The following is a 22018-nucleotide window of genomic DNA, read 5'->3' as shown; positions in this document are numbered from 1 at the left end:
CGATATGGCCGAATTCCGCCTGCCCAAGAACAGCCGCCCGCAAAAGACGGGCAAGGTCCACAAGGCCGACGGCGCCGCGGCAGTGAAGAAATTCAAAGTCTATCGCTACGACCCCGACAAGGGCGAAAATCCGCGCTTCGACACGTTCGAGATCGACACCGAGAAATGCGGCCCGATGGTCCTCGACGCGCTCATCAAGATGAAGAGCGAGCAGGATTCGTCGCTGACCTTCCGCCGTTCGTGCCGCGAAGGCATCTGCGGCAGCTGTTCGATGAACATGAATGGCAAGAATGGCCTCGCCTGCACGACCGCGATCGAGGATTTGAAGGGCGACGTCACGATCACCCCGCTGCCTTCGATGGACGTGATCAAGGATCTCGTTCCCGACTTCACCCATTTCTACGCGCAATATGCCTCGATTGAGCCCTGGCTGAAGACCAAGACGACGACGCCGAGCGGCAAGGAGCGGCTGCAGTCGCCCGCCGAGCGCGAAAAGCTCGACGGGCTCTATGAGTGCATCCTGTGCGCCTGCTGCTCGACGAGCTGCCCTAGCTATTGGTGGAACAGCGACAAGTTCCTCGGTCCGGCGATCCTGCTTCAGGCGTATCGCTGGCTCGCCGACAGCCGCGACGAAATGACCGGCGAGCGCCTCGACGAGCTCGAGGATCCGTTCCGCCTCTATCGCTGCCACACGATCATGAACTGCTCGAACGCCTGCCCGAAGGGTCTCAGCCCCGCGCGCGCGATCGCCGAGATCAAGAAGCTCGAGGCCGAGCGGCAGGTGTGAACGACGGGATCGAGGACCCGAAGCGCCGCGACCATTTCAGCGCCGAAGAACTCGAAGGCGGCTGGCTGAGCTGGGACCTCAAGGACCCGACGCGCTTCAACAGCTTCATCGAACCGTTGATGGTGCGCGCCGAACCGTCGGCCTCCGATGGCCGTCCGTGCGCGCGGGTGCGCATGCTACCGGAACGCAAGCACAGCAATCTTGGCGACAATGTCCATGGTGCGGTGACGCTCGCGCTCGTCGACATCGCGCTGTTCGCGGCATCGCATCAGTTCGGCGCGCTCAATGCGGGCCATTCGGTGACGCTCGACCTGTCGACGCAATTTGTCGGCGCCGGCCGTGTCGGCGAGCCATTGGACGCGGTCGTCGAATTGGTGCGCGAAACCGGCCGACTGATTTTCCTGCGCGGGCTCGTCGTTCAGGGCGAGGGGGATGAGCATATCGTGCTGACCTTTGCCGGAACCATTCGCAAGGCGAGCAAGGATCGCGGCTGATGGCGGTGCTGGCAGCTTATGATGCGCTGGTCGCCGCGGGCGAACTGAGACCCGACCCCGAACAGCGCGCCGCTGCCGAGCGGCTGAACCAGCTACAGGCCGAGTTGGAAGCCGTGCCGCCGCGCGGCAGCCTGCTCTGGCGCCTGACCGGTCGCAAGCCGCAGGCATTACGCGGCGTCTATCTGTGGGGTGCAGTAGGCCGCGGGAAGTCCATGTTGATGGATCTTTTCTACGACCATCTCTCCATCCAGCGGAAGCGGCGCGTCCATTTTCATGCCTTCATGCTCGACGTCCATGCGCGGATGCGCGATGTCCGGAAGAGCGAGAGCGGCGATCCGATCCCGCTCGTTGCCGATGCTCTCGCCGCCAACACGCGCTGCCTGGCGTTCGACGAGATGGTCGTGAACAACAGCGCCGACGCGATGATCCTGTCACGCCTGTTTACCGCGCTGATCGAACGCGGGGTGACGATGGTCGCGACCTCGAACCGCCCGCCGCAGGATTTGTACAAGGACGGGCTCAACCGCGAGCATTTTCTGCCCTTTATTGCGCTGGTTGAAGACCGGCTCGACGTGATGAGCCTGAACGGTCCGACCGATTATCGCCGCGACCGGCTGGGCGACGGCGCCCGCTGGTTCGTGCCCGCCGACGACATAGCGAGCGCGGCGCTGTCGGCCGCCTTCTTCCGCCTCACCGATTACCCGCCCGAGGATCGTGCGAACGTCCCGACGCTCGAACTCGACGTCGGCGGCGGCCGGATGCTGCATGTGCCCAAGGCGCTGAAGGGCGTCGCGGTTTTCTCGTTCAAGCGGCTTTGCGGCGAAGCGCGCGGCGCCGCCGATTATCTGGCGGTCGCGCGGCATTTCCATGCGGTGATCATCGTCGGCATTCCGCGCATGGGGCCGGAGAATCGCAACGAGGCGGCGCGCTTCGTCACGCTGATCGACGCGCTCTATGAATATAAGGTCAAGCTGCTCGCGAGCGCAGCGGCGATGCCCGACCAGCTCTATATCGCGGGTGATGGCGCGTTCGAATTCGAGCGAACCGCGAGCCGCCTCGCCGAAATGCAGTCGGACGATTATCTGGCGCTGGGCCATGGATCTGCCGAAGGCGCGATCGCCTAGGCGATCATCCGGCCGGTGTCGCGAGCGCCTAGGCGATCGCGAGGACGACGCCGCTGGCAATCTTTCCCCACCGTGACGTATTGACCGTTACATAGATAAGGTTGCGCACATAGCGCACCTCGTGCGCCAGATGGCCGTAAGCCTGCTCGATCGTGCGGCGCAGCGTGCGCAGCGGCTTGGGCGCGGCGATGCCGATGCGGGCGGGGCGCTCGGGCGGGCCGGGCAGCGTCGCGAAGCCGCCGCTGGTGACGCGTGTGTCGTCGGCGACCGCGCGGCACAACGCCTCCATGCGCGAGATGGCGAGGCCGTTGGGCACCTCGCGGTCGCGACTCAAAAGTTCGAAGCTGTGGCTGAAGGCCGAAAACTGGATCGCGCCGCTTGCGGCCGAATGGTCGAGCGCGTCGCGCATTTCCTCTTCGGACATCGCGCAGAGCTGTGCGGGGCGAAAGCGGTTCGCGCGGTCCATCAGGCCGCTGAGCGGCACTTCGCAGACGCCATGATGCGTTCGCATGCCGAGGTTGCCGGCATCGAGCGAGATCGCGCAGCCATGCCCCTGATATGCGCCGTTGAAGCTGCTGTCGAAACGGAAACCCAGCGCGGCGAGCGCGCGCAGCGTGTCGTCGTTGGCGCCGAAATTGCCCGCGCGAAAGGCCGTCGGTTTCGGGGCGCCCGCACCGGTCAATATGTCGCGGGCCAGCGCGATCAGCTTCTTTTGGGCCGGCAGGGGGAAGTCGCCGATGTTGCGGCCCGTCAATCGTCCCACCGGGTTGAAGCGCGCAAAGGCGAGCCATTCGGTGTGGATATGGACCTGCACCTCGTGCCCGCGTTCGATGACCGGCTGGACGATCGCGTCGATCACTTCGGGTCCGTAAACCAGCGCGGGCATCGGATCGACGAAGAAGACCCCGGTCAGGCCGTGGCGTTCGAGCATGTCCATCTGGAAGTGGATGCCGAAATCGCCGTCGCGGCACCGGCCGAGGATCGAGCTTTCGAAATTGGTGCGTGCGTCGGCGCCGCGCTGGTAGAGGCCGGCCGACAATTCGGTGTCAAAGCTGATGATTGCGCGTGTCATCGTCCCGCGCGTAGCACGGCTGCGATAAGGGAGGGTTAACCGATGCCTGCGCGATCGCCGCGAAAACGGAGGTGGGCCCTTGCTTCGTTCTTGTCACATGAGCCGGCTATTCCCAGCTATGGCCGACCGCACGGCATCGGGTTATTGTTATTGCGAACTATTTGCAAAAAAAGGCAGATTTTGGAGCTTTTCGCGGTTGTTTCGTTAAGGGAATCGGCGTAGGGGCGACCCCATCATTGGGACCGGCAAGGGGTTTAAGCCCGTGCCTCCGTCGGTCTGTGACGCATTGCCGGGCTTGCCAGGAAGGGAGTGCCGCGCACCATGGGACGCAAGAAGATCGCTTTGATCGGAGCCGGGAATATCGGCGGAACGCTGGCGCTGCTCGCCGCGCAGAAGGAACTCGGCGATGTCGTCCTGTTCGACGTGGTCGAAGGCGTGCCGCAGGGCAAGGCGCTCGACCTGTCGCAGGTTGGCCCCGTCCAGGGTTTTGACGCGAAGATCACCGGCACGAACGATTATGCCGACATCGCCGGCGCCGACGTCATCATCGTCACCGCCGGTGTCGCCCGCAAGCCGGGCATGAGCCGTGACGACCTGCTCGGCATCAACCTGAAGGTCATGAAGGCCGTCGGCGAAGGCATCAAGGCCAACGCCCCCGACGCCTTCGTCATCTGCATCACCAATCCGCTCGACGCGATGGTGTGGGCGCTGCGCGAATTCTCGGGCCTGCCGCACAACAAGGTTGTCGGCATGGCCGGCGTCCTCGATTCGGCGCGCTTCAGCCATTTCATCGCCGACGAATTCGACGTCTCGGTCAAGGATGTGAACACCTTCGTGCTCGGCGGCCATGGCGACACGATGGTTCCCGTCACGCGCTATTCGACGGTCAACGGCATCCCCGTTCCCGACCTCGTCAAAATGGGCCTGTCGAGCCAGGAAAAGATCGACGCGATCGTCAAGCGCACCCGCGGCGGCGGCGGCGAAATCGTCGCGCTGCTCGGCACCGGTTCGGCTTTCTATGCGCCCGCCGCGTCGGGCATCGCAATGGCCGAAGCCTATCTGGGTGACCAGAAGCGCATCCTGCCCTGCGCCGCCTATGTCGACGGCCAGTACGGCCTCGACGGCCTGTATGTCGGCGTTCCGGTGCTGATCGGCGCCGGCGGCGTCGAGAAGATCGTCGAGATCGCACTCGATGACGAAGACAAGGCGGGCCTTCAGGTGTCGGTCGACGCGGTCAAGGAACTGCTCGATGCATGCAAGGCGCTGGATCCGTCGCTCGCATGATATCGCGCATCGCCATATTGGCACTTGGCTTGGGCATTGCTCAAGGCGCCTCGGCGCAGTCCGTGACGCTAACGGTCAAGGATGGGCGGGCACTGGTCGTCGGCGGCGAGGCGCTTCTCGGAGCCGGCCTTGCCGCCACCGATCTCGACGCTGCCGCAATCGTTGCGGAGTTTGGGCGACTTTGCCTTGACCCCGCGACCGTTGGCGACCGGGTAGGAGGGTCGCCTTTCGGTCTGGCAGAGGCCGATGCCGTATTCGCTGCGGAAGGCAAGCAGGGCGAGGCGCGAGTCAAGCAGTGGCGTGGCTCGGCAGCGGCTGTGTCGGCATGGACCGGCGATGATGCGAACCTCAAGAATCGCGCGATTGCGATGCCGAGCCGCGCCGGGGTGACAACGGGACCCTATGGTCCGTTCCGGGCCTTTGGCGCACAATGCAATCTGGTGTTCGGCGTTCGCGATTTTTCGAGCGTTGGCCCTCTCGTCGAGACGCTTCGGGCAACATATGGCGAACCGGGCAAGCTGGTTGTCAAAAATACTTTTGCCGACGGTTTCTGGGTGGTGAGCACGGGCGGCGCGTCCGCCCGCGTCAATCTGAACACACCCACGACACGAAATGGAACGCAGCCGGTGCATCTGTCGGTGCAGATGGTCGAGCCAACGGCAAAATAATGGTTTGAGCCCTGCCATGGGCACCTCCAAGGAGTTATACAGGTTATGAGCATCCTCATCGACAAGAACACCAAGGTCATCACGCAAGGGATGACCGGTGCCACCGGCACCTTCCACACCGAACAGGCGCTGGCCTATGGCACGCAGATGGTCGGCGGCGTGACGCCGGGCAAGGGCGGCACGACGCACATCGGCCTGCCGAACTTCAATACGGTTGAAGAAGCCAAGGCCGCGACCGGCGCAACCGCATCGGTCATCTATGTTCCGCCGCCGTTCGCCGCCGACTCGATCCTCGAGGCGATCGACGCCGAGATCGAGCTGATCGTTGCGATCACCGAAGGCATTCCGGTGCTCGACATGGTCAAGGTGAAGCGCGCGCTCTCGGGTTCGAAGTCGCGCCTGATCGGCCCGAACTGCCCCGGTGTGCTGACCCCGGGCGAATGCAAGATCGGCATCATGCCCGGCAGCATCTTTTCGAAGGGCAGCGTCGGCGTCGTCTCGCGCTCGGGCACGCTCACCTATGAAGCCGTGTTCCAGACCACGAATGTCGGCCTCGGCCAGACGACTGCGGTCGGTATCGGTGGCGACCCCGTCAACGGCACCAACTTCATCGACGTGCTCGAACTCTTCCTCGCCGACGAGGCGACCAAGTCGATCATCATGATCGGCGAAATCGGTGGCGACGCCGAGGAACAGGCAGCGCAGTTCCTGATCGACGAAGCCAAGCGCGGCCGCAAAAAGCCGATGGCCGGCTTCATCGCGGGCCGCACCGCGCCTCCGGGGCGCCGCATGGGCCATGCCGGCGCGATCGTGTCGGGCGGCAAGGGCGACGCCGAAAGCAAGATCGCGGCGATGGAAGCCGCGGGCATCAAAGTGTCGGCGAGCCCGTCGGAACTCGGCACCACGCTCGCCGAAGTGTTGAAGGAACGCGTCTGACCGGAGGCCCGCCGGCACCCTTTGCCGGTGGGCCTCCGCTCCCCATATAAAACCCACCCCTATCTCCCCGTGGAAAAGCAGATGAACCTCGAACGACAGAGCTTTGACATCGACGAGCCGCAAGCCGGCCCGAGCTGGGCGCCCAAGAACTGGCCCCAGATCGACAGCGACGACCTGACCGCCGCGCTCGATCCGCAGCAGATGCAGGTCGCGGTGAAGGCTGCCGCCGCCAAGGCGGGTGCGCCACTGTCGAACGCCGAAGTCGAACGCGCCGCGGACGATTCGATCCGCGCGATGATGCTGATCCGCACCTATCGCGTGCGCGGGCATCTTGCCGCCAATCTCGATCCGCTCGGGCTCAGCCAGCGCGAGCTGCCCGCCGACCTGACGCCGGAATTTCACGGCTTTGTCGGTGCGGATCAGGATCGCCCGGTGTTTATTGGCGGGGCGCTGGGCCTCGAAAAGGCGACCATTCGCGAGATCGTCGCGATCCTGCGCGCGAACTACTGCGGCAATGTCGGCCTCGAATATATGCACATCTCCGACATCGAGGAGCGTGCCTTTCTTCAGGAGCGGATGGAAGGCGCCGACAAGATCATCGAATTTTCGGTCGAGGGCAAACGTGCCATCCTGAGCAAGGTGATCGAGGCCGAGGAGTGGGAGAAATTCCTCGCGCGCAAATATGTCGGGACCAAGCGCTTCGGGCTCGACGGCGGCGAAAGCATGATCCCCGCGATGGAAGCCATCATCAAATATGGCGGCCAGTACGGCGTGAAGGAAATCGTCTATGGCATGGCGCACCGCGGGCGCCTCAACATGCTCGCGAACGTGCTCGCCAAGCCGTACAAGGTGATCTTCCACGAATTCGCCGGCGGATCGGCGAACCCCGACGATGTCGGCGGATCGGGCGACGTCAAATATCACCTCGGCACCTCGACCGACCGCGAATTTGGCGGGGCATCGGTGCATATGTCGCTGGTTCCCAATCCGTCGCACCTCGAAGCCGCCGACCCGGTCGTGCTCGGCAAGGTGCGTGCGCAGCAGTTCGTGCGCGACGATCTCGACAAGCATGAGCAGGTGCTGCCCGTGCTGATCCACGGCGACGCGGCGTTCGCAGGGCAGGGGATCGTCTGGGAATGCCTCGGCTTCTCGGGCATCCGCGGTTACAACACCGGCGGCTGTATCCATTTCATCGTCAACAACCAGATCGGTTTCACGACCAGTCCGCAATTCGCACGCTCGTCGCCCTATCCGTCGGACGTGGCGAAGGGCGTAATGGCGCCGATCCTGCACGTCAACGGCGACGATCCCGAAGCGGTGACCTTTGCTTGCAAGCTCGCGATCGACTTCCGCCAGCAGTTCAAGCGCGACGTCGTCATCGACATGTGGTGCTATCGCCGCTTTGGCCATAACGAGGGCGACGAGCCTTCGTTCACGCAGCCGCTGATGTACGCGATCATCCGCCAGCATCCGCCGGTATCGCAATTGTGTGCGGCGAAGCTGGAAGCTGAAGGCGTGATCGATGCGGGCTGGGCCGATGCCCGCCGCGCCGAATTTGTGGCGCGGCTCGAAGGCGATTTCGAGGCGGCAAAAAGCTACAAGCCGAACAAGGCCGACTGGTTCGCTGGCCGCTGGTCGGGGCTACACGCCCCTGCCGATCCGGAGAATGCGCGCCGCAACATCTCGACGGGCGTCACCGACAAATTGTTCGACTCGATCGGCCGTGTGATGACAACGATCCCGGGCGACCTCGACGTGCACAAGACGCTGCGCCGCGTCATCGACGCGCGCGGCGCGATGTTCGCCGACAAGAGCGACACCGAAGTGTTCGACTGGGCGACCGCCGAAAGCCTCGCTTTTGGTACCTTGCTCAGCGAAGGCTATCAGGTGCGCCTGTCGGGCCAGGATTCGGGCCGCGGGACCTTCAGCCAACGCCATGCCGTCTGGGTCGACCAGAAGGACGAGCGTAAATATGTCCCGCTGACGACTGTGCCGCACGGCCGGTTCGAAGTGCTCGACAGCCCGCTTTCCGAATATGGCGTGCTCGGCTTCGAATATGGCTATGCGATGGCCGATCCGAAGAGCCTCGTGCTATGGGAAGCGCAGTTCGGCGACTTCGCCAACGGCGCGCAGATCATGATCGACCAGTTCGTCGCGTCGGGCGAAGCCAAGTGGCTGCGTGCCAACGGCCTCGTGATGCTGTTGCCGCACGGGTATGAAGGACAGGGGCCCGAACATAGCTCGGCGCGTCTCGAGCGTTTCCTGCAGCTGTGCGCGGGCGACAATATCCAGGTGTGCAATATCTCGACCCCGTCGAACTATTTCCACGTCCTGCGCCGCCAGATGCTGCGCCCTTTCCGCAAGCCGCTGATCATTATGACGCCGAAGTCGCTGCTCCGTCACAAGCTGGCGGTGTCGCAGCGGTCGGACTTCATCGGCGATGCGCATTTCCGCCGCCTGATGTCCGACCGCACGCCGCCGGCCGACGCCGACGTCAAACGTGTCGTGCTGTGTTCGGGCAAGGTCGGTTACGACCTGATGGAAGCGCGCGATGCCGCGGGCCTGACCGACACGACGGTGGTTCGTGTCGAGCAGATCTACCCCTTCCCGGGTGAGCCGCTTGCGGCGCGTCTGAAGCGCATGCCGAAGCTCGAAGAGGTGGTGTGGGCGCAGGAAGAACCGCGCAACAATGGCGCGTGGTTCTTCGTCAACGAACTGATCGAAGAGGCGCTGACAGAGGCCGGCAAGAAGGGGATGCGGCCGCGTTACGCGGGTCGTACCGCCGCGGCCTCGCCCGCGACGGGCCTGATGAGCCGCCACCAGACCGAACAGTCGGCGCTCGTCGCCGATGCGCTCGGCCTTTCGGTTCGCGCCGAAATCCGCCGTACCAAGAATAAAGCCTGAGCCCCCCAAGGAACTGCACCTATGAGCACCGAAGTCAAAGTCCCCACGCTGGGCGAAAGCGTTACCGAAGCGACGATCGGCGAATGGCTGAAGAAGCCCGGCGAAGCGGTCGCGCTCGACGAGCCGATTGCGAGCCTTGAGACCGACAAGGTCGCGGTCGAAGTGCCGTCACCCGTCGCCGGCGTGATGGGCCAGCAGCTCGCCGCGGTCGGCGATACGGTCAATGTCGGCGCGGCGATCGCGACGATCGAGGCCGGTGGCGCTGCCGCAGCCCCGGCGCCTGCGGCCGCTGCGCCCGCTCCGGCGAAAGCCGAAGCGGCGGCGCCTGCCCCTGCCACGGCAGCGGCCGAGGAGACCGGCGACGGCGTTACGACGCTCTCGCCCGCGGTCCGCCGCCTCGTCCTCGAGCATGGCGTCGACCCGAGCAAGATCAAGGGCACCGGCAAGGACGGCCGCCTGACCAAGGAAGACGTGCTTGCCGCTGCGAACAATGCGCCCGAAGCCGCGCCTGCTCCGGCTGCCGCTGCACCGGCCCCCGCCGCCAGCGGCGCGTCCGGCCGCCGCGAGGAGCGCGTCAAGATGACGCGGATGCGCCAGACAATCGCCAAGCGGCTGAAGTCGGCACAGGACACGGCGGCGATGCTGACGACGTTCAACGACGTCGACATGTCGGCGGTGATGGCGACGCGCGACAAATATCGCGAAAGCTTCGAGAAGAAGCATGGCGTCCGGCTGGGCTTCATGAGCTTCTTCACCAAGGCGGTCGCGCTCGCCGCGCATGACATTCCCGCGGTCAACGCGCGCATCGACGGCGGCGAGATCGTCTATCACGACTATCTCGACGTGTCGGTCGCGGTCAGCGCGCCGAATGGCCTTGTCGTGCCCGTCGTCCGCAACGCCGACAGCCTGTCGTTCGCCGACATCGAAAAGGCGATCGCCGACCTTGGCAAGCGCGCCAAGGAGGGCACGCTGACGATCGACGACATGACCGGCGGTACCTTCACCATCTCGAACGGCGGCGTGTTCGGGGGACTGATGTCGACCCCGATCATCAACCCGCCGCAGTCGGCGGTGCTCGGGCTTCACCGCATCGAGGATCGTCCGGTCGTGCGGAACGGGGAGATCGTGATCCGCCCGATGATGTATCTGGCCATGAGCTATGACCATCGCCTGATCGACGGGCGCGAAGCGGTGACCTTCCTGAAGACGATCAAGGAAGCGATCGAGGATCCGACGCGCCTGCTGATCGATCTTTGATCCGATGATCGCCCTCTCTCCTCGCGCGATTCTGGCCTTCGCCGCCGCTGCCGCCCTTGCGGGTTGCAGCGAAGGCGAAAGCCGGATGCAGAAAGGGTTCGAAGACGGGCTCAAGACCAGTTTCGTCGAGAGCTTCGGTGAATCGTGCCGTACGGCGGCCGAGGGTGGCGGAGCTGCGGCAGACATCGCGGCCAAGGTGTGCAAATGTACGGCCGACGAATTGATCAAGAAATATAGCGCATCTGAACTGATCGGCCTGTCGCCCGAAATGGCAGCGCCGGTTATGAAGTCATGCGCCGCGAAATCCGGGCTGCCCATTTGAGCGGATTCGCTCGTTGACGGTGCCAGGCAGAAAATTGAGGTAGATTGAACATGGCTGATTACGACTACGACGTCCTTGTCATCGGTTCGGGCCCCGGCGGCTATGTCGCGGCGATCCGCGCGGCGCAGCTGGGCCTGAAGACCGCGTGCGCCGAAGGGCGCGAGACGCTGGGCGGCACCTGCCTCAATGTCGGCTGCATCCCGTCGAAAGCCATGCTCCACGCATCGGAATATTTTGACGCTGCCGCAAATGGTTCGATGGCGAAGATGGGGATCGACGTGACACCCAAGCTGAACCTGCCCGCGATGCATGGCCAGCGTATCGACGCGGTGAAGGGCCTGACCGGCGGCATCGAATTCCTGTTCAAGAAGAACAAGGTCGACTGGCTGAAGGGCTATGCGAATTTCACGTCGGCCGACACGGTCGAGGTCGCGGGCAAGGCCTATCGCGCCAAGAATATCATCATCGCGACGGGCTCGTCGGTCACCCCGCTGCCCGGCGTCGCGGTCGATAATGACAAACAGATCGTCGTCGATTCGACCGGCGCGCTGGAGCTTGCCAAGGTACCGGGCCATATGGTCGTCATCGGCGGCGGCGTGATCGGGCTCGAACTCGGCAGCGTGTGGCGACGCCTTGGCGCTAAGGTCACCTGCGTCGAGTATCTCGACCAGATCCTGCCCGGCATGGACGCCGACGTCCGCAAGGATGCGAACCGCATCTTCAAGAAGCAGGGCATCGAATTCAAGCTGAAGACCAAGGTCACCAAGGCCGAGGTTAAGGGCAAGAAGGCGGTTCTGACGCTCGAACCCGCCGCCGGCGGCGATGCGGAAACGCTCGAGGCCGATGTCGTGCTCGTGTCGATCGGGCGGCGTCCGAACACCGACGGGCTGGGTCTCGACAAGGCGGGGATCGCGGTCAATCAGCGCGGCCAGATCGAAACCGATCATGATTTCAGCACGCAGGTTCCCGGCATCTGGGCAATCGGCGATGTGATCCCCGGCCCGATGCTCGCGCATAAGGCCGAGGACGAAGGCATCGCCTGCGCCGAAAATATCGCCGGGCTGACCGGCATCGTGAATCACGATGTCATCCCGTCGGTCGTGTACACCATGCCCGAAATCGCCGGTGTCGGCCTGACCGAAGAGCAGGCGAAGGAACGCGGCGAGGTCAAGGTCGGCAAATTCCCGATGGCGGGCAACAGCCGCGCCAAGACCAATCACGAACCCGACGGTTTCGTGAAGGTGATCGCCGACGCCAAGAGCGACCGCGTACTCGGCGTCTGGATCATCGCCAGCGTTGCGGGCACCATGATCGCGCAGGCGGCGCAGGCGATGGAATTTGGCGCGACGTCGGAAGATATCGCCTATACCTGCCATGCGCATCCGACGCATAGCGAGGCGGTCAAGGAAGCGGCGATGGCGGTGACGGGCAAACCGATCCACATCTGATACGGATAAATGGGGGAGAGAATGATGGCGAAGCATGGGCTCTGGGCAGCGGCTTCGCTGGCCCTCTCCCTCACCGCAACCGCGGCTGAGGCCGCGCCGGATTTGAATGCGGCGAATGCGCGGATCACGGCGCTGCTCGACAAGAATTACCCGGCGCTCGACGCGCTCTACAAGGATCTGCATCAGAACCCCGAACTCGGGCTGCAGGAGGTCCGCACCGCGGGCATTCTTGCGCAGCATCTGCGCAAGGCGGGCTTCACCGTCACCGAAAAGGTCGGTGGCACAGGCGTTGTTGGCGTCCTCAAAAATGGTGCAGGTCCGACGATCCTTATCCGCGCCGACATGGACGCGCTGCCGATGGAGGAAAAGACCGGGCTCGCCTGGTCGAGCAAGGCGCGTGCGACCTATGAGGGCAAGGATGTGCCCGTGATGCACGCGTGCGGCCACGACACGCATGTCGCCTATCTGGTCGGCGTCGCGCAGGCGCTTTCCGCGATGCGTGACAGCTGGTCGGGCACGATTGTGCTGATCGGCCAGCCCGCCGAAGAGATATTGAAGGGCGCGAAAGCGATGCTCGACGACGGGCTGCTGACGCGCTTTCCGAAGCCCGACTATGGCTTTGCGGCGCATGTGCTCAACGGCCCGACAGGCACGATCGGGATCAAGGCGGGGACCGCCTTCTCGGCATCCGACAGCTATTCGATAACCTTCCACGGACGCGGCGGGCACGGTTCGATGCCGTCGGCGGCGCTCGATCCGATCCCGATTGCGGCACGCTTCGTCACCGACGTGCAGACGGTGATCAGCCGCGAAAAGGATCCGGCTGCGTTCGGCGTGCTGACGATCGGTGCGATCAATGCGGGCAGCGCCCCCAACATCATTCCCGACAGCGCCGAGGTGAAGGTCAATATGCGTTCGCTGACGCCCGAGGTGCGCGAATTGCTGCGCGCAGGGGCGCAGCGTTCGGCCAAGGCGGCGGCGGCGATGGGCAACGCGCCCGAGCCGACGATCACCTATCTGAGCGGCACCGCCAGCCTCGTGAATAATGAATCGATGGCCGCCAACGGCCTTGCAACCCTGAAGCCGGTGTTCGGCGACCGGTTGCTGTTCGCGCCTGCGAGCGCCGCGCCGGTGTCGGCGAGCGAAGATTATTCGGAGTTCGTCGATGCGGGCATCCCCTCGCTCTATTTCGCCATCGGCGGTTATGATCCCGCGGTGCTGGCCGACCTGAAAGCCAAGGGCCAGCCGGTGCCGACCAACCATTCGCCCTTCTTCGCGCCCAAGGCCGAGCCGGTGATCCGGAACGCGGTCGCCGCGATCGTGCTGTCGGTCATCGGCGGCGTGCGCCCCGCCGCGAAGTAACGCCGGCCGATGGTCGACATCGACAATGTGCTGATTGTCCGCCTGCTCGACCTCGCCGGGATCGGCGTGTTCGCGCTGTCGGGCGCGTTGATGGCGGTGCGGTTGCGCCAGACACTGGTCACCGCCGCCTTCTTCGCGTTGGTGACCGGCGTCGGCGGCGGCAGCGTGCGCGACCTGCTGATCGGTGCGCCGGTGTTCTGGGTGCAGGATGGAGCCATTGCCGCAGTCTGCATCGCGATCGCGCTGATCGTCTGGCTCACCCCCGAACGCTGGTGGCCGGGGCGATTGCTTGAATGGGCCGACGCTGTCGGACTCGCCGCTTACGCCGTGTTCGGTACGGCCAAGGCGCTGGCGTGGGGCGTTCCGCCCGTCCCGGCGCTGATGATGGGGGTCATCACCGGCTGCGTCGGCGGGACGATCCGCGACATCCTCGCCGGCGTGCCGTCGATCATCATGCGGCCCGAAGTCTATGTGACCGCCGCTGCGCTCGCATCGGGCCTGTTCCTGCTGCTGCAATGGCTGGGCACGGGGACGCCGGTCGCCGCGGTCTCCGGCGCAATTGCCGGCTTCATCCTGCGCGGCGCGGCGATCCGCTGGTCGCTCGCGCTGCCTGCCTATCGCGATCCCAAGGCGGGCGCCTAGGCGCCCGCCTTGACGTTCGCGTCAACTGCGTCATGTTGGCCGGAATCTGGCAAAGGATTTCCCGTACCATGACGATCACACAGACGACCGCCAACGGCATCAGCATCACCTATGAGGACAAGGGGCCACGCGATGCGCCGGCGATCCTGCTGGTGATGGGGCTGGGCGGGCAGTTGACGCTGTGGCCCGACGAGTTTGTCGATGCGCTGAACGCGCATGGATTTCGCACGATCCGCTATGACAATCGCGACGTCGGCCTGTCGACACGCTTCGAGGCAGCCGGGGTGCCGAACGTCAAATGGATGGTCGTCAAATCGATGATCGGCCTGCCGGTCCGCCCGGCCTATACGCTGGCCGACATGGCCGCCGACGGCATGGCTTTGCTCGATCATCTGGAGATCGCGCGGGCGCATATCGTTGGCGCGTCGATGGGCGGAATGATCGCGCAGCATATCGCGGCGCGCTATCCGGACCGCGTGCTGTCCCTGACCTCGGTGATGTCGACCACCGGCAACCGCCGCCTGCCGCGCGCGCGGAAAGAGGCCATGCAGGTGCTCGCGAACCGGCCGATGAGCGGCGATCCCGAGGATATGATCGCCTATTCGATCCGCGCCGCGCGGGTGATCGGCAGCCCGGGATATCCGGCGGCCGAAGACCGGCTGCAGCGCCGGGTCCGCGCCGATTTCGAACGCGGTTTTTATCCGCAGGGCGTCGCGCGACAGATGGCGGCGATCGTCGCCGATGGCGACCGGCGCGCGTTGCTGAAGGACATCAAGGCGCCGACATTGGTGATCCATGGCGAGGACGATCCGCTGGTGCCGATTGCCGGTGGGCGCGACACCGCGGAGAATATCGCCGGGGCGCGGCTGCTGACGATCCCCGGCATGGGGCACGACCTGCCGCTGGCGCTGGTCGATACGCTGGCGGATGCGATTGCGGGCCACGCGAAGGACAGCGTCGTCGCAGCCTAATTCCCCCCTCCCATTTATGGGAGGGGTTGGGGGAGGGCATGTCGCTGGGAGGCCCGTCGAAACAGGCCCTCCCCTAACCCCTCCCGCAAGCGGGAGGGGGACTTAGCGCAGCAAAAGCGCCATCGTCGCGAAAAAGCCCTTCGTCTCGGCCTTGCCCGGCCGCGGGACCGCGGGCAGATAGGCGCGGCAGTCGAGGCACGACGCCTGCACCGACCCCACCTGCGTCAGCATCGTCAGATCCTGGATCAGGCGTCGCTCGGTCAGCTGGCGGTTCATCGCCGCGATACCGAACCAGCCGCGCGGGAGGGCGGCGGTTTCCTTTTCGGCGCCTGTCCAGCTTGCGAGCATTTTCGAGAATTCACTCGGCTCGTCCTCGAAATATTTGGCGTGGAAATTGCCTTCGACCTTGGCGAGCTTCGCCGCCGCGGCCAGCGCGTCGGGCAGGCCGCCGAACTGGTCGACAAGGCCAATCTGCCGCGCGGTACCGCCCGCCCAGACACGGCCTTCGGCGATCGTCCGGATCTTTTCGATCGGCTGCTTGCGGCTTTTCGCGACGAGGCCGGTGAAGCGGCCGTAAACATCCTCGACGCTGGCCTGCGCCAGTGCGTTGAACTCGTCGTTTACGCCGCCGAACACATCGGGCTGGCCCGAGAGCGGCGTCGTCGCGATCCCGTCGGCGTTGACCCCGATCTTGGCAAGCGCCTGATCGAAGCTTGGCAGGATGCCGAACACGCCGATCGATCCGGTGATCGTCTCTGGCTCGGCAAAGATGCGGTCGGCGGGGGTCGAGACCCAATAGCCGCCCGAGGCCGCGACATTGGCCATCGATACGATGATCGGCAGCTTCTTCGCCTTCGCGGCAAGCAGCGCCTGCCGGATTTCTTCAGACGCCATCACCGATCCGCCGGGCGAATCGACGCGGAGCACGATCGCCTTGATGCTGCTGTCGGCAGTGGCATCGAGGATGTGCTGCGCGATGGTTTCGCCGCCGGCGACCCCCGTCGGGGCCTCGCCATCGACGATTTCCCCGACGATCGGGACGACCGCGATTGCGCTGCCCTTTTGTTCGGGCGGGTTGGCCGCGACCCAGTTTTCGAGCGGGATCGCATTATATTCCCACGGTTTGCTGTCGTCGGGGGTGCCGCTTATGTCGGCGATGCGGCGGTTGAAGGCCATGCGGCTGCCGAGCTTGTCGACGAGGCCGGCGTCGAGCGACGCTTTTGACAGGTCGTTGCCCGCCGCGCGGACCGCGCCGACGGTATCGGCGATATAGGTGTCGATCTTCGCCGCGGGCCGCGCCTTTTTGACGTCGGCCAGCCAATTGTCCCAGAGTACGCTGGCATAGGCGAGGTCGGCTTCCTTCGCTTCGGGTGACTGGTCGGTGCGGAGATAGGGTTCGACCGCGCTTTTGAAGGTGCCGACGCGATAGATATGCGCGGTGATGCCGAGCCGGTCCATCAGCCCCTTGTAATAGAGGCGCGAGCCGCCTGGTCCGGCAATCGCGACGCCGCCGATGCTGTCGGCCCAGATTTCGCTGGCGTGCGCGGCGACCTGATAGCTGTCGGTGGTGTAGGCGGTGGCGAAGGCGAGCACCGGTTTTTTCTTCGCGCGGACCTTGTCGACTGCGGCGCCGATTTCGGCAAGCGACACCTGTCCGCCGCCGAGGAAGCGGTCGAGGTCGAGCACGACCGAGGTCACGCGCTTGTCGTCGGCGGCAGTCTCCAGCGCATGGACGACGTCGCGGACGCGAATTTCGCGGAGCTGCTCGCTGCCCGACAGCGCGGCGAGCGTATCGACTTCGGCGGGCTGTTCACTGACGACCCCGTCGAGTTCGATCAACAGCGCGCCCTGGCTGACCGGCAGCCCGGCATTGGGGCGCCCTGCGAGCAACCCGAACAGCACGACAAAGAAAAGCAGCAGGAAGATGAGGGCCAGCGCGTCCTTGATCCCGACGAGCAGGTTCCAGACCTTGCGTGGAAAGCTGGTCGTCGACCTGGGTTTGTCGTCGCCGGGCAGCGGCCGGCGGACGGGAATGGCCCAGGGGCCGGCGGGATCGTTTGGGGCGCTCGTGGTGCTATCGGTCATGCCCGCGAACCTAGGGATGCGTCCGGCCCTTGGCAATGCACGCTTCGACGGGCGGGCGATGCCGCCGTACCGGCGACGTCAGAGCCAGCCTTCGCGGCGATACCAGCGCACCGTTTCGGCGAGTGCGTCATCGGTGTCGCGCTCGGGGCGCCACAGATCGGGGGGAGGGCAGGCGCCCTCGGCCGCGACCCAGTCGGGGTGCGCGATGTACCGCGCGCGATCGGGGGTGAGCTTGGCGCGGCTGCGGCGCACCAGTCTATCGAGCCGCCCGCCCGCTTTGAGCAGCAATGCCGGCGTTGCGACGGTCGCGAGGCGATGGCGTCCGACGGCGCGTCCGACGGCGCGGGCAAAGCTGCGGTGCGACCAACCGGTCGCGCGGCCATCGTCGGGTTCATAAATCTGACCGACGCTCGCACCGCGATCGGCCGCGAGCGCGACGAGCAGCCGGGCGAGCTCGTCGACATAGATGGCCGACATGCGCCCACTCGGCACCAGGGCAACGCCGCGCCGCGCCATACGGAACAGGTCGAGCATTTCGGTGTCGCCCGGGCCGAAGACCGCGGGCGGGCGAACGATCGTCCAGTCGAGGCCGCTGTCCCGGACGATGATTTCGGCGCGCTCTTTCGACCAGCCATAGTTGGAGATGCCGGGTTCGCGTGCGGCGAGCGATGAAACATGGATGAAGCGCGTGACGCCCGCACCGCGCGCGGCGTCGACTACATTGTGTGTCGCCGTTGCATTGCCCGCCTCGAAGGCAGCGCGGGTCGGCACATTGACGACCCCGGCGATGTGCATGACGACGTCGCTGCCCGCCGCCATTTCGGCGAGGCTGTCGGTGTTGTCGAGCGCGCCAGCGATCCATGTCACGCCTTCGCGTTCGGGCTGCGGGCGGCGGGTGAGAGCGCGGACGTGCCAGCCCGCAGCGACCGCATCGCGCATCGTCGCGCCGCCCACGAAACCGGTCGCGCCGGTCATCGCGAGAATGGGGGCACCCATTAAATCCTCCCCTTGCAGGGGAGGATCACAACAGCACCATATGATCGCGGTGGACCATGGCGCTGCGCGGTGCATAGCCGAGCGCGGCTTCCTGCGCGTCGCGGCCGAGGCCGAGGATCGTCGCGATGTCGGCGGCCGGATATTCGGACAGGCCGCGCGCGATAACGCGTCCATCGGGTCCGGCAATGTCCAGAATATCGCCGCGAGCGAAACTGCCGGTGACAGCGCTCACGCCCGCCGCAAGCAGGCTCGCGCCGCCGCGTAGCGCACGGACCGCGCCGGCATCGATCGTCAGCCGACCCTTGGCGGTCAGCCCGCCCGCGAGCCACGCCTTGCGCGCGCTCGCGCCCTTTTCGGCAACGAACAAGCTGTGCCGCGCTTCGGTCGACAGCGGCCGGTCGATGCGGCCCGAGGCGATGGCGAGGTGCGCGCCTGCTGCGTTGGCGATGCGCGCGGCGGCAATTTTCGACACCATGCCGCCCGACCCCATGCCCGACGCCGAGCCGGTGTCGGCCATCGCTTCGATGGCGGCGTCGATCCGTTCGATGCGCGCGATGTGGACCGCGCCGTCCTGCGCCGGATTGCGGTCGTAAAGGCCGTCGATGTCGGAGAGCAGGATGACGCCGCCCGCCGCCGCCGCCTGCGCGACGCGCGCGGCGAGGCGGTCGTTGTCGCCGAACCGGATTTCCTCGGTCGCGACGCTGTCATTCTCGTTGATGATCGGGACGACCCCGAGCGACAGCAGCCGGTCGAGCGTCGCGGCGGCGTTGAGATAACGGCGGCGATGTTCGAGGTCGTCGAGCGTCACCAATATCTGCGCCGCGGTCAGCCCTTCGGCGCCCAGAACGTCGGCCCAGACCTGCGACAAGGCAATCTGTCCGGTCGCGGCGGCGGCCTGCGCATCTTCCAGCGACCCGCGCCCGCCTTTGGCCAGCCCCAGCCGCCGCGCGCCAAGCGCAATCGCGCCGGAGGAGACGACCGCGACCTGCTGGCCTGCGTGCGTCCGTTCCGCAATGTCGGCGGCAATCCCGACCAGCCAGTCGCGCCGCACCGCGCCATCCGGATCGACGAGCAACGCCGATCCGATCTTGACGATCAGCCGGGGACAGGAGGAGGGCGGAAACAGGCGCATGTCCGGCGCCGCTTAGCGCGCGTCGCGGCCCATGGCTATTCTTTCGTCGCGGGCATGTCGCGGCCGCCTTGGTGGAGGACGAGGCCGGCGATCGTGCCCGCCGTGTTGCGGTTGAAGCTGACCTGCGCATCGACGACGCGCAGGAAAAAGCGATCGGGCGTTTCTGCGAATATCTCGTTCGGCTGTTGCCCGCTGAGCTGCGCGGTTAGCTTGCCATCGGCAAAGGCGATGGTGATCGTGCGCGTCGGGCTGACCCGATAGGTCCCTTCATATTGGCGCAGCGTTGCGGGGGCGATCACGATTGCCTTGCGTTCGCTGGGCAGGGTGACGCTTTCGCCGCGCGCCAGCGCCATCATCGACACACCGAGTCGCGCCGGGGCAGGGCCGTTGAGGTTGCCGAGTACCGCGACCGTGATCTTCGCGTCGGGATCATAAGCGAGATAGGCATTGAAACCATTTATCCCGCCCGAGTGGGAGTAAAGGCGCCGATCACCGGTGGCCTTCACGTTAACGCCGAGCGCATAATCGTTGCGGCCCGGGGTGATGAAGGCGGCGAGGGTTTCCCCGCGCAGGAGGTGGCCGCCGTACAGGCCCTGCTGCCACTTCAGGAGATCGCGTGTCGTCGAGTAGAGACCGCCGGCGCCTTGCGGGACCGACATGTCGACAAAGTCGGCGTTCGCGACGCCCTTTTTTGTGGGCGAATAGCCCGCCGCCCGGTGCGGCAGGATCGTTGCCGCATCGTCATAGCCGCTGTCGGCCATGCCGAGCGGCTGGAAGATGTTCGCGGTGACGAAATCGGCATAGGATTGGCCGCTGACCTTTTCGATGATCGCGGTCGCCACCACATAACCCGAGTTGGAATAAGCCCAGTCCGCACCCGGCGCGAAGTCGAGCGGCTTGTCGCGAAAGCGGGCGATCAGTTCGTTGGCCGTCGTCGGCCGCGCCTGTTTTTCGAAATAGTCCGGAAAGCTCGTGAAATTGGCGATGCCCGACGTGTGACCCAGCAAATGCCGTACGGTCACGGCATCCCATGCGGTGGGCGCGTCAGCAAGATAGGTCTTTACCGGCGCGTCGAGGTCGATCTTGCCCCGGTCGTGAAGTAGCAGGACCGATACGGCGGTAAACTGCTTGGTGACCGACGCCATCCGGAAACGTGTCGCGCCATCATTGGGAATATTCCATTCGCGATTGGCGAGGCCATAGCCCTTCTCGAGCAGCAGCTTTCCGTCCCGCGCGACAAGGATGGCGCCCGAAAATTCGTCGCGGTCGACATCTGCGTGTGCGACCTGATCCATGCGCGCGGGATCCTGCGCGATAGCGGAGGCCAGCGGCAACAGCGTCAGTGCGATCAGTGCCGGGAAGCGGGTGAACATGCGCTCTACTCTCCATCTTATGAATGCGATGGATGTGTAATAGTGATATATATCACCAACACAATAACTTGTGCAGAATTCCTGGCGCGATCCGCCGAACTCGTAGCTGAACGCAAGACCGGCCGATCGCGGTAGCGAGATCGCGGTTCGGTTCAGTCTTCGGCGGAGTGACAGACAAATTCGACCAGTCGTCCATCGGGATCGCGGGCGTAACCGGCATAATAATCGGGGTGGATGTGCGGAGCGAGTGCGGGCGCGCGATCCTGTTGGCCGCCGTTCCCGTTGGACCGCAAAAAGGCATCCTGCACGATCGCGCGCGTTGGCGCACCAAACGCATAATGAACTTCGATCGAGGGATCTCCATCGACGAGCCAGAAGTCGAGGCGGCCTTCGTGGCCAAATCCCTTGGTCGGGCCATCGATGACAAGCTCATAGCCAAGCGGTTCGAGAATGGTTCGGTAAAAGGCGACACAATCGTCCATGCGGCGCGTGCGGATTTCGAGATGGTCGAGCATAAGGGGGCTTTCCGGAAGACGGTTGGGAAGCCCAGTTTAGGGAGCGCGTCCGGTGATTTTCCGCGTTGATCGACATCAAATAGCGGGCAATCGGCGGAAAGTGCCCCTATCATGCCGGACATGGCCACAACCGACCTCGATCGTTTTGACCGGCAATTGCTGGCCGCGATGCAATCCGACGCGACCGCGACGTCGGAAAAGCTTGCGGAGACGATTGCCCTGTCGCCCTCGGCGATCCAGCGCCGGTTGCGGCGGCTGCGCGATCTGGGCGCTATCGTCCGCGAAACCGCGATCCTCGACCCTCGCTTCGTCGGCAACCCGACCCTTTTTGTGGTCGCGCTTCAAGTCGAACGCGAGCGCCCCGAGTTGCTGGCGCAACTCCGCCGTTGGCTCCTGGCGGAAGAACATGTCCAGCAAGCCTTTTATGTGACGGGCGAGGCCGATTTCATCCTGATTGTCACCGCGCCGAGCACCGAGGACTATGATGCGTTGATGACGCGGCTGGTCAGCGAAAATGCCAATGTCCGACGCTTCACGACCAATGTCGCGCTCGGCGTGGTCAAAAGAGGGTTGATGATTCCGATCGCCGAAGATTGAAACGGTTGCGGAAAATCCGCTGCCCGATCGCCAGCATCACTCAAATTCC

General features: G+C 65.0%; 20 protein-coding genes. 14 read left to right on the top strand and 6 right to left on the bottom strand.

All coding sequences use genetic code 11. The features are described 5' to 3' along the window. Positions 1-4 precede the first annotated feature (4 nt). The 3 genes from AC07NV_RS03105 to zapE are packed head-to-tail and all read left to right on the top strand — an operon-like array spanning position 5 to position 2405. Positions 5-787, top strand: coding sequence for a succinate dehydrogenase iron-sulfur subunit (locus tag AC07NV_RS03105; protein WP_495164871.1), 783 nt, complete (start codon positions 5-7; stop codon positions 785-787). Beyond that, positions 784-1281: a PaaI family thioesterase gene (locus AC07NV_RS03100; protein WP_495164870.1), complete on the top strand. Its 498-nt coding sequence runs from the start codon at positions 784-786 to the stop codon at positions 1279-1281. Before AC07NV_RS03105 ends, AC07NV_RS03100 begins: the two co-directional genes overlap by 4 nt. Next, on the top strand, positions 1278-2405 hold the full coding sequence (zapE, locus tag AC07NV_RS03095; RefSeq protein WP_495165146.1) for a cell division protein ZapE: 1128 nt from the start codon (positions 1278-1280) through the stop codon (positions 2403-2405). Before AC07NV_RS03100 ends, zapE begins: the two co-directional genes overlap by 4 nt. Positions 2406-2433: 28 nt before the next feature. Here zapE and AC07NV_RS03090 read toward each other — a convergent pair whose 3' ends face one another. After that, positions 2434-3477, bottom strand: a complete 1044-nt coding sequence (locus AC07NV_RS03090; RefSeq protein ID WP_495164869.1) for a polysaccharide deacetylase family protein — start codon at positions 3475-3477, stop codon at positions 2434-2436. A gap of 321 nt (positions 3478-3798) precedes the next feature. Here AC07NV_RS03090 and mdh point away from each other — a divergent pair, with 321 nt between their 5' ends. From mdh to AC07NV_RS03040, 10 genes are all read left to right on the top strand, one after another. Next, positions 3799-4761: a malate dehydrogenase gene (gene mdh / locus AC07NV_RS03085; RefSeq protein ID WP_495164868.1), complete on the top strand. Its 963-nt coding sequence runs from the start codon at positions 3799-3801 to the stop codon at positions 4759-4761. Then, positions 4758-5429, top strand: a complete 672-nt coding sequence (locus tag AC07NV_RS03080; protein ID WP_495164867.1) for a hypothetical protein — start codon at positions 4758-4760, stop codon at positions 5427-5429. The genes mdh and AC07NV_RS03080 overlap by 4 nt, the downstream gene beginning before the upstream one ends. 45 nt (positions 5430-5474) lie before the next feature. Next, complete coding sequence (sucD, locus tag AC07NV_RS03075; protein WP_428678966.1) at positions 5475-6365, top strand: succinate--CoA ligase subunit alpha; 891 nt, start codon at positions 5475-5477, stop codon at positions 6363-6365. Between the two features lie 81 nt (positions 6366-6446). Next, positions 6447-9269 carry a 2-oxoglutarate dehydrogenase E1 component gene (locus AC07NV_RS03070; protein ID WP_495164866.1) on the top strand — a complete coding sequence of 941 codons (2823 nt, stop codon included), beginning with the start codon at positions 6447-6449 and terminating at the stop codon, positions 9267-9269. Positions 9270-9290: 21 nt separating this feature from the next. Beyond that, a complete protein-coding gene (odhB, locus tag AC07NV_RS03065; RefSeq protein ID WP_495164865.1) occupies positions 9291-10526 on the top strand; it encodes a 2-oxoglutarate dehydrogenase complex dihydrolipoyllysine-residue succinyltransferase in 1236 nt (411 codons plus the stop codon). 85 nt (positions 10527-10611) lie between these two features. Continuing rightward, positions 10612-10848, top strand: coding sequence for a hypothetical protein (locus tag AC07NV_RS03060; protein ID WP_495164864.1), 237 nt, complete (start codon positions 10612-10614; stop codon positions 10846-10848). A gap of 50 nt (positions 10849-10898) precedes the next feature. Beyond that, positions 10899-12296, top strand: coding sequence for a dihydrolipoyl dehydrogenase (gene lpdA / locus AC07NV_RS03055; RefSeq protein ID WP_495164863.1), 1398 nt, complete (start codon positions 10899-10901; stop codon positions 12294-12296). A gap of 21 nt (positions 12297-12317) precedes the next feature. Then, positions 12318-13658, top strand: coding sequence for an amidohydrolase (locus AC07NV_RS03050; RefSeq protein ID WP_495164862.1), 1341 nt, complete (start codon positions 12318-12320; stop codon positions 13656-13658). Positions 13659-13667: 9 nt separating this feature from the next. Further along, positions 13668-14300, top strand: coding sequence for a trimeric intracellular cation channel family protein (locus AC07NV_RS03045; protein WP_495164861.1), 633 nt, complete (start codon positions 13668-13670; stop codon positions 14298-14300). 68 nt (positions 14301-14368) lie between these two features. Beyond that, complete coding sequence (locus AC07NV_RS03040) at positions 14369-15271, top strand: alpha/beta fold hydrolase (RefSeq protein ID WP_495164860.1); 903 nt, start codon at positions 14369-14371, stop codon at positions 15269-15271. 102 nt (positions 15272-15373) lie between these two features. Here AC07NV_RS03040 and sppA read toward each other — a convergent pair whose 3' ends face one another. From sppA to AC07NV_RS03015, 5 genes are all read right to left on the bottom strand, one after another. Next, positions 15374-17356 carry a signal peptide peptidase SppA gene (gene sppA, locus AC07NV_RS03035; RefSeq protein WP_495164859.1) on the bottom strand — a complete coding sequence of 661 codons (1983 nt, stop codon included), beginning with the start codon at positions 17354-17356 and terminating at the stop codon, positions 15374-15376. Between the two features lie 78 nt (positions 17357-17434). Then, complete coding sequence (locus tag AC07NV_RS03030; RefSeq protein ID WP_495164858.1) at positions 17435-18352, bottom strand: NAD-dependent epimerase/dehydratase family protein; 918 nt, start codon at positions 18350-18352, stop codon at positions 17435-17437. Positions 18353-18377: 25 nt separating this feature from the next. Beyond that, positions 18378-19484, bottom strand: coding sequence for a glutamate 5-kinase (gene proB, locus AC07NV_RS03025; protein ID WP_495164857.1), 1107 nt, complete (start codon positions 19482-19484; stop codon positions 18378-18380). A 35-nt stretch (positions 19485-19519) separates the two neighbouring features. After that, on the bottom strand, positions 19520-20857 hold the full coding sequence (locus tag AC07NV_RS03020) for a serine hydrolase (protein ID WP_495164856.1): 1338 nt from the start codon (positions 20855-20857) through the stop codon (positions 19520-19522). Between the two features lie 152 nt (positions 20858-21009). Continuing rightward, positions 21010-21372 (bottom strand): VOC family protein, encoded by a 363-nt coding sequence (locus AC07NV_RS03015; protein ID WP_495164855.1) that lies wholly within the window; start codon positions 21370-21372, stop codon positions 21010-21012. 120 nt (positions 21373-21492) lie between these two features. Here AC07NV_RS03015 and AC07NV_RS03010 point away from each other — a divergent pair, with 120 nt between their 5' ends. Then, the gene (locus AC07NV_RS03010) at positions 21493-21969 is read left to right on the top strand and encodes an Lrp/AsnC family transcriptional regulator (RefSeq protein ID WP_495164854.1); all 477 of its coding nucleotides are present in this window, start codon (positions 21493-21495) and stop codon (positions 21967-21969) included. Positions 21970-22018: the final 49 nt, after the last annotated feature.

The sequence above is a fragment of the Sphingopyxis sp. GW821-FHT10B01 genome (assembly GCF_059415685.1).
This window is presented reverse-complemented; position numbering and strand designations above follow the sequence as displayed.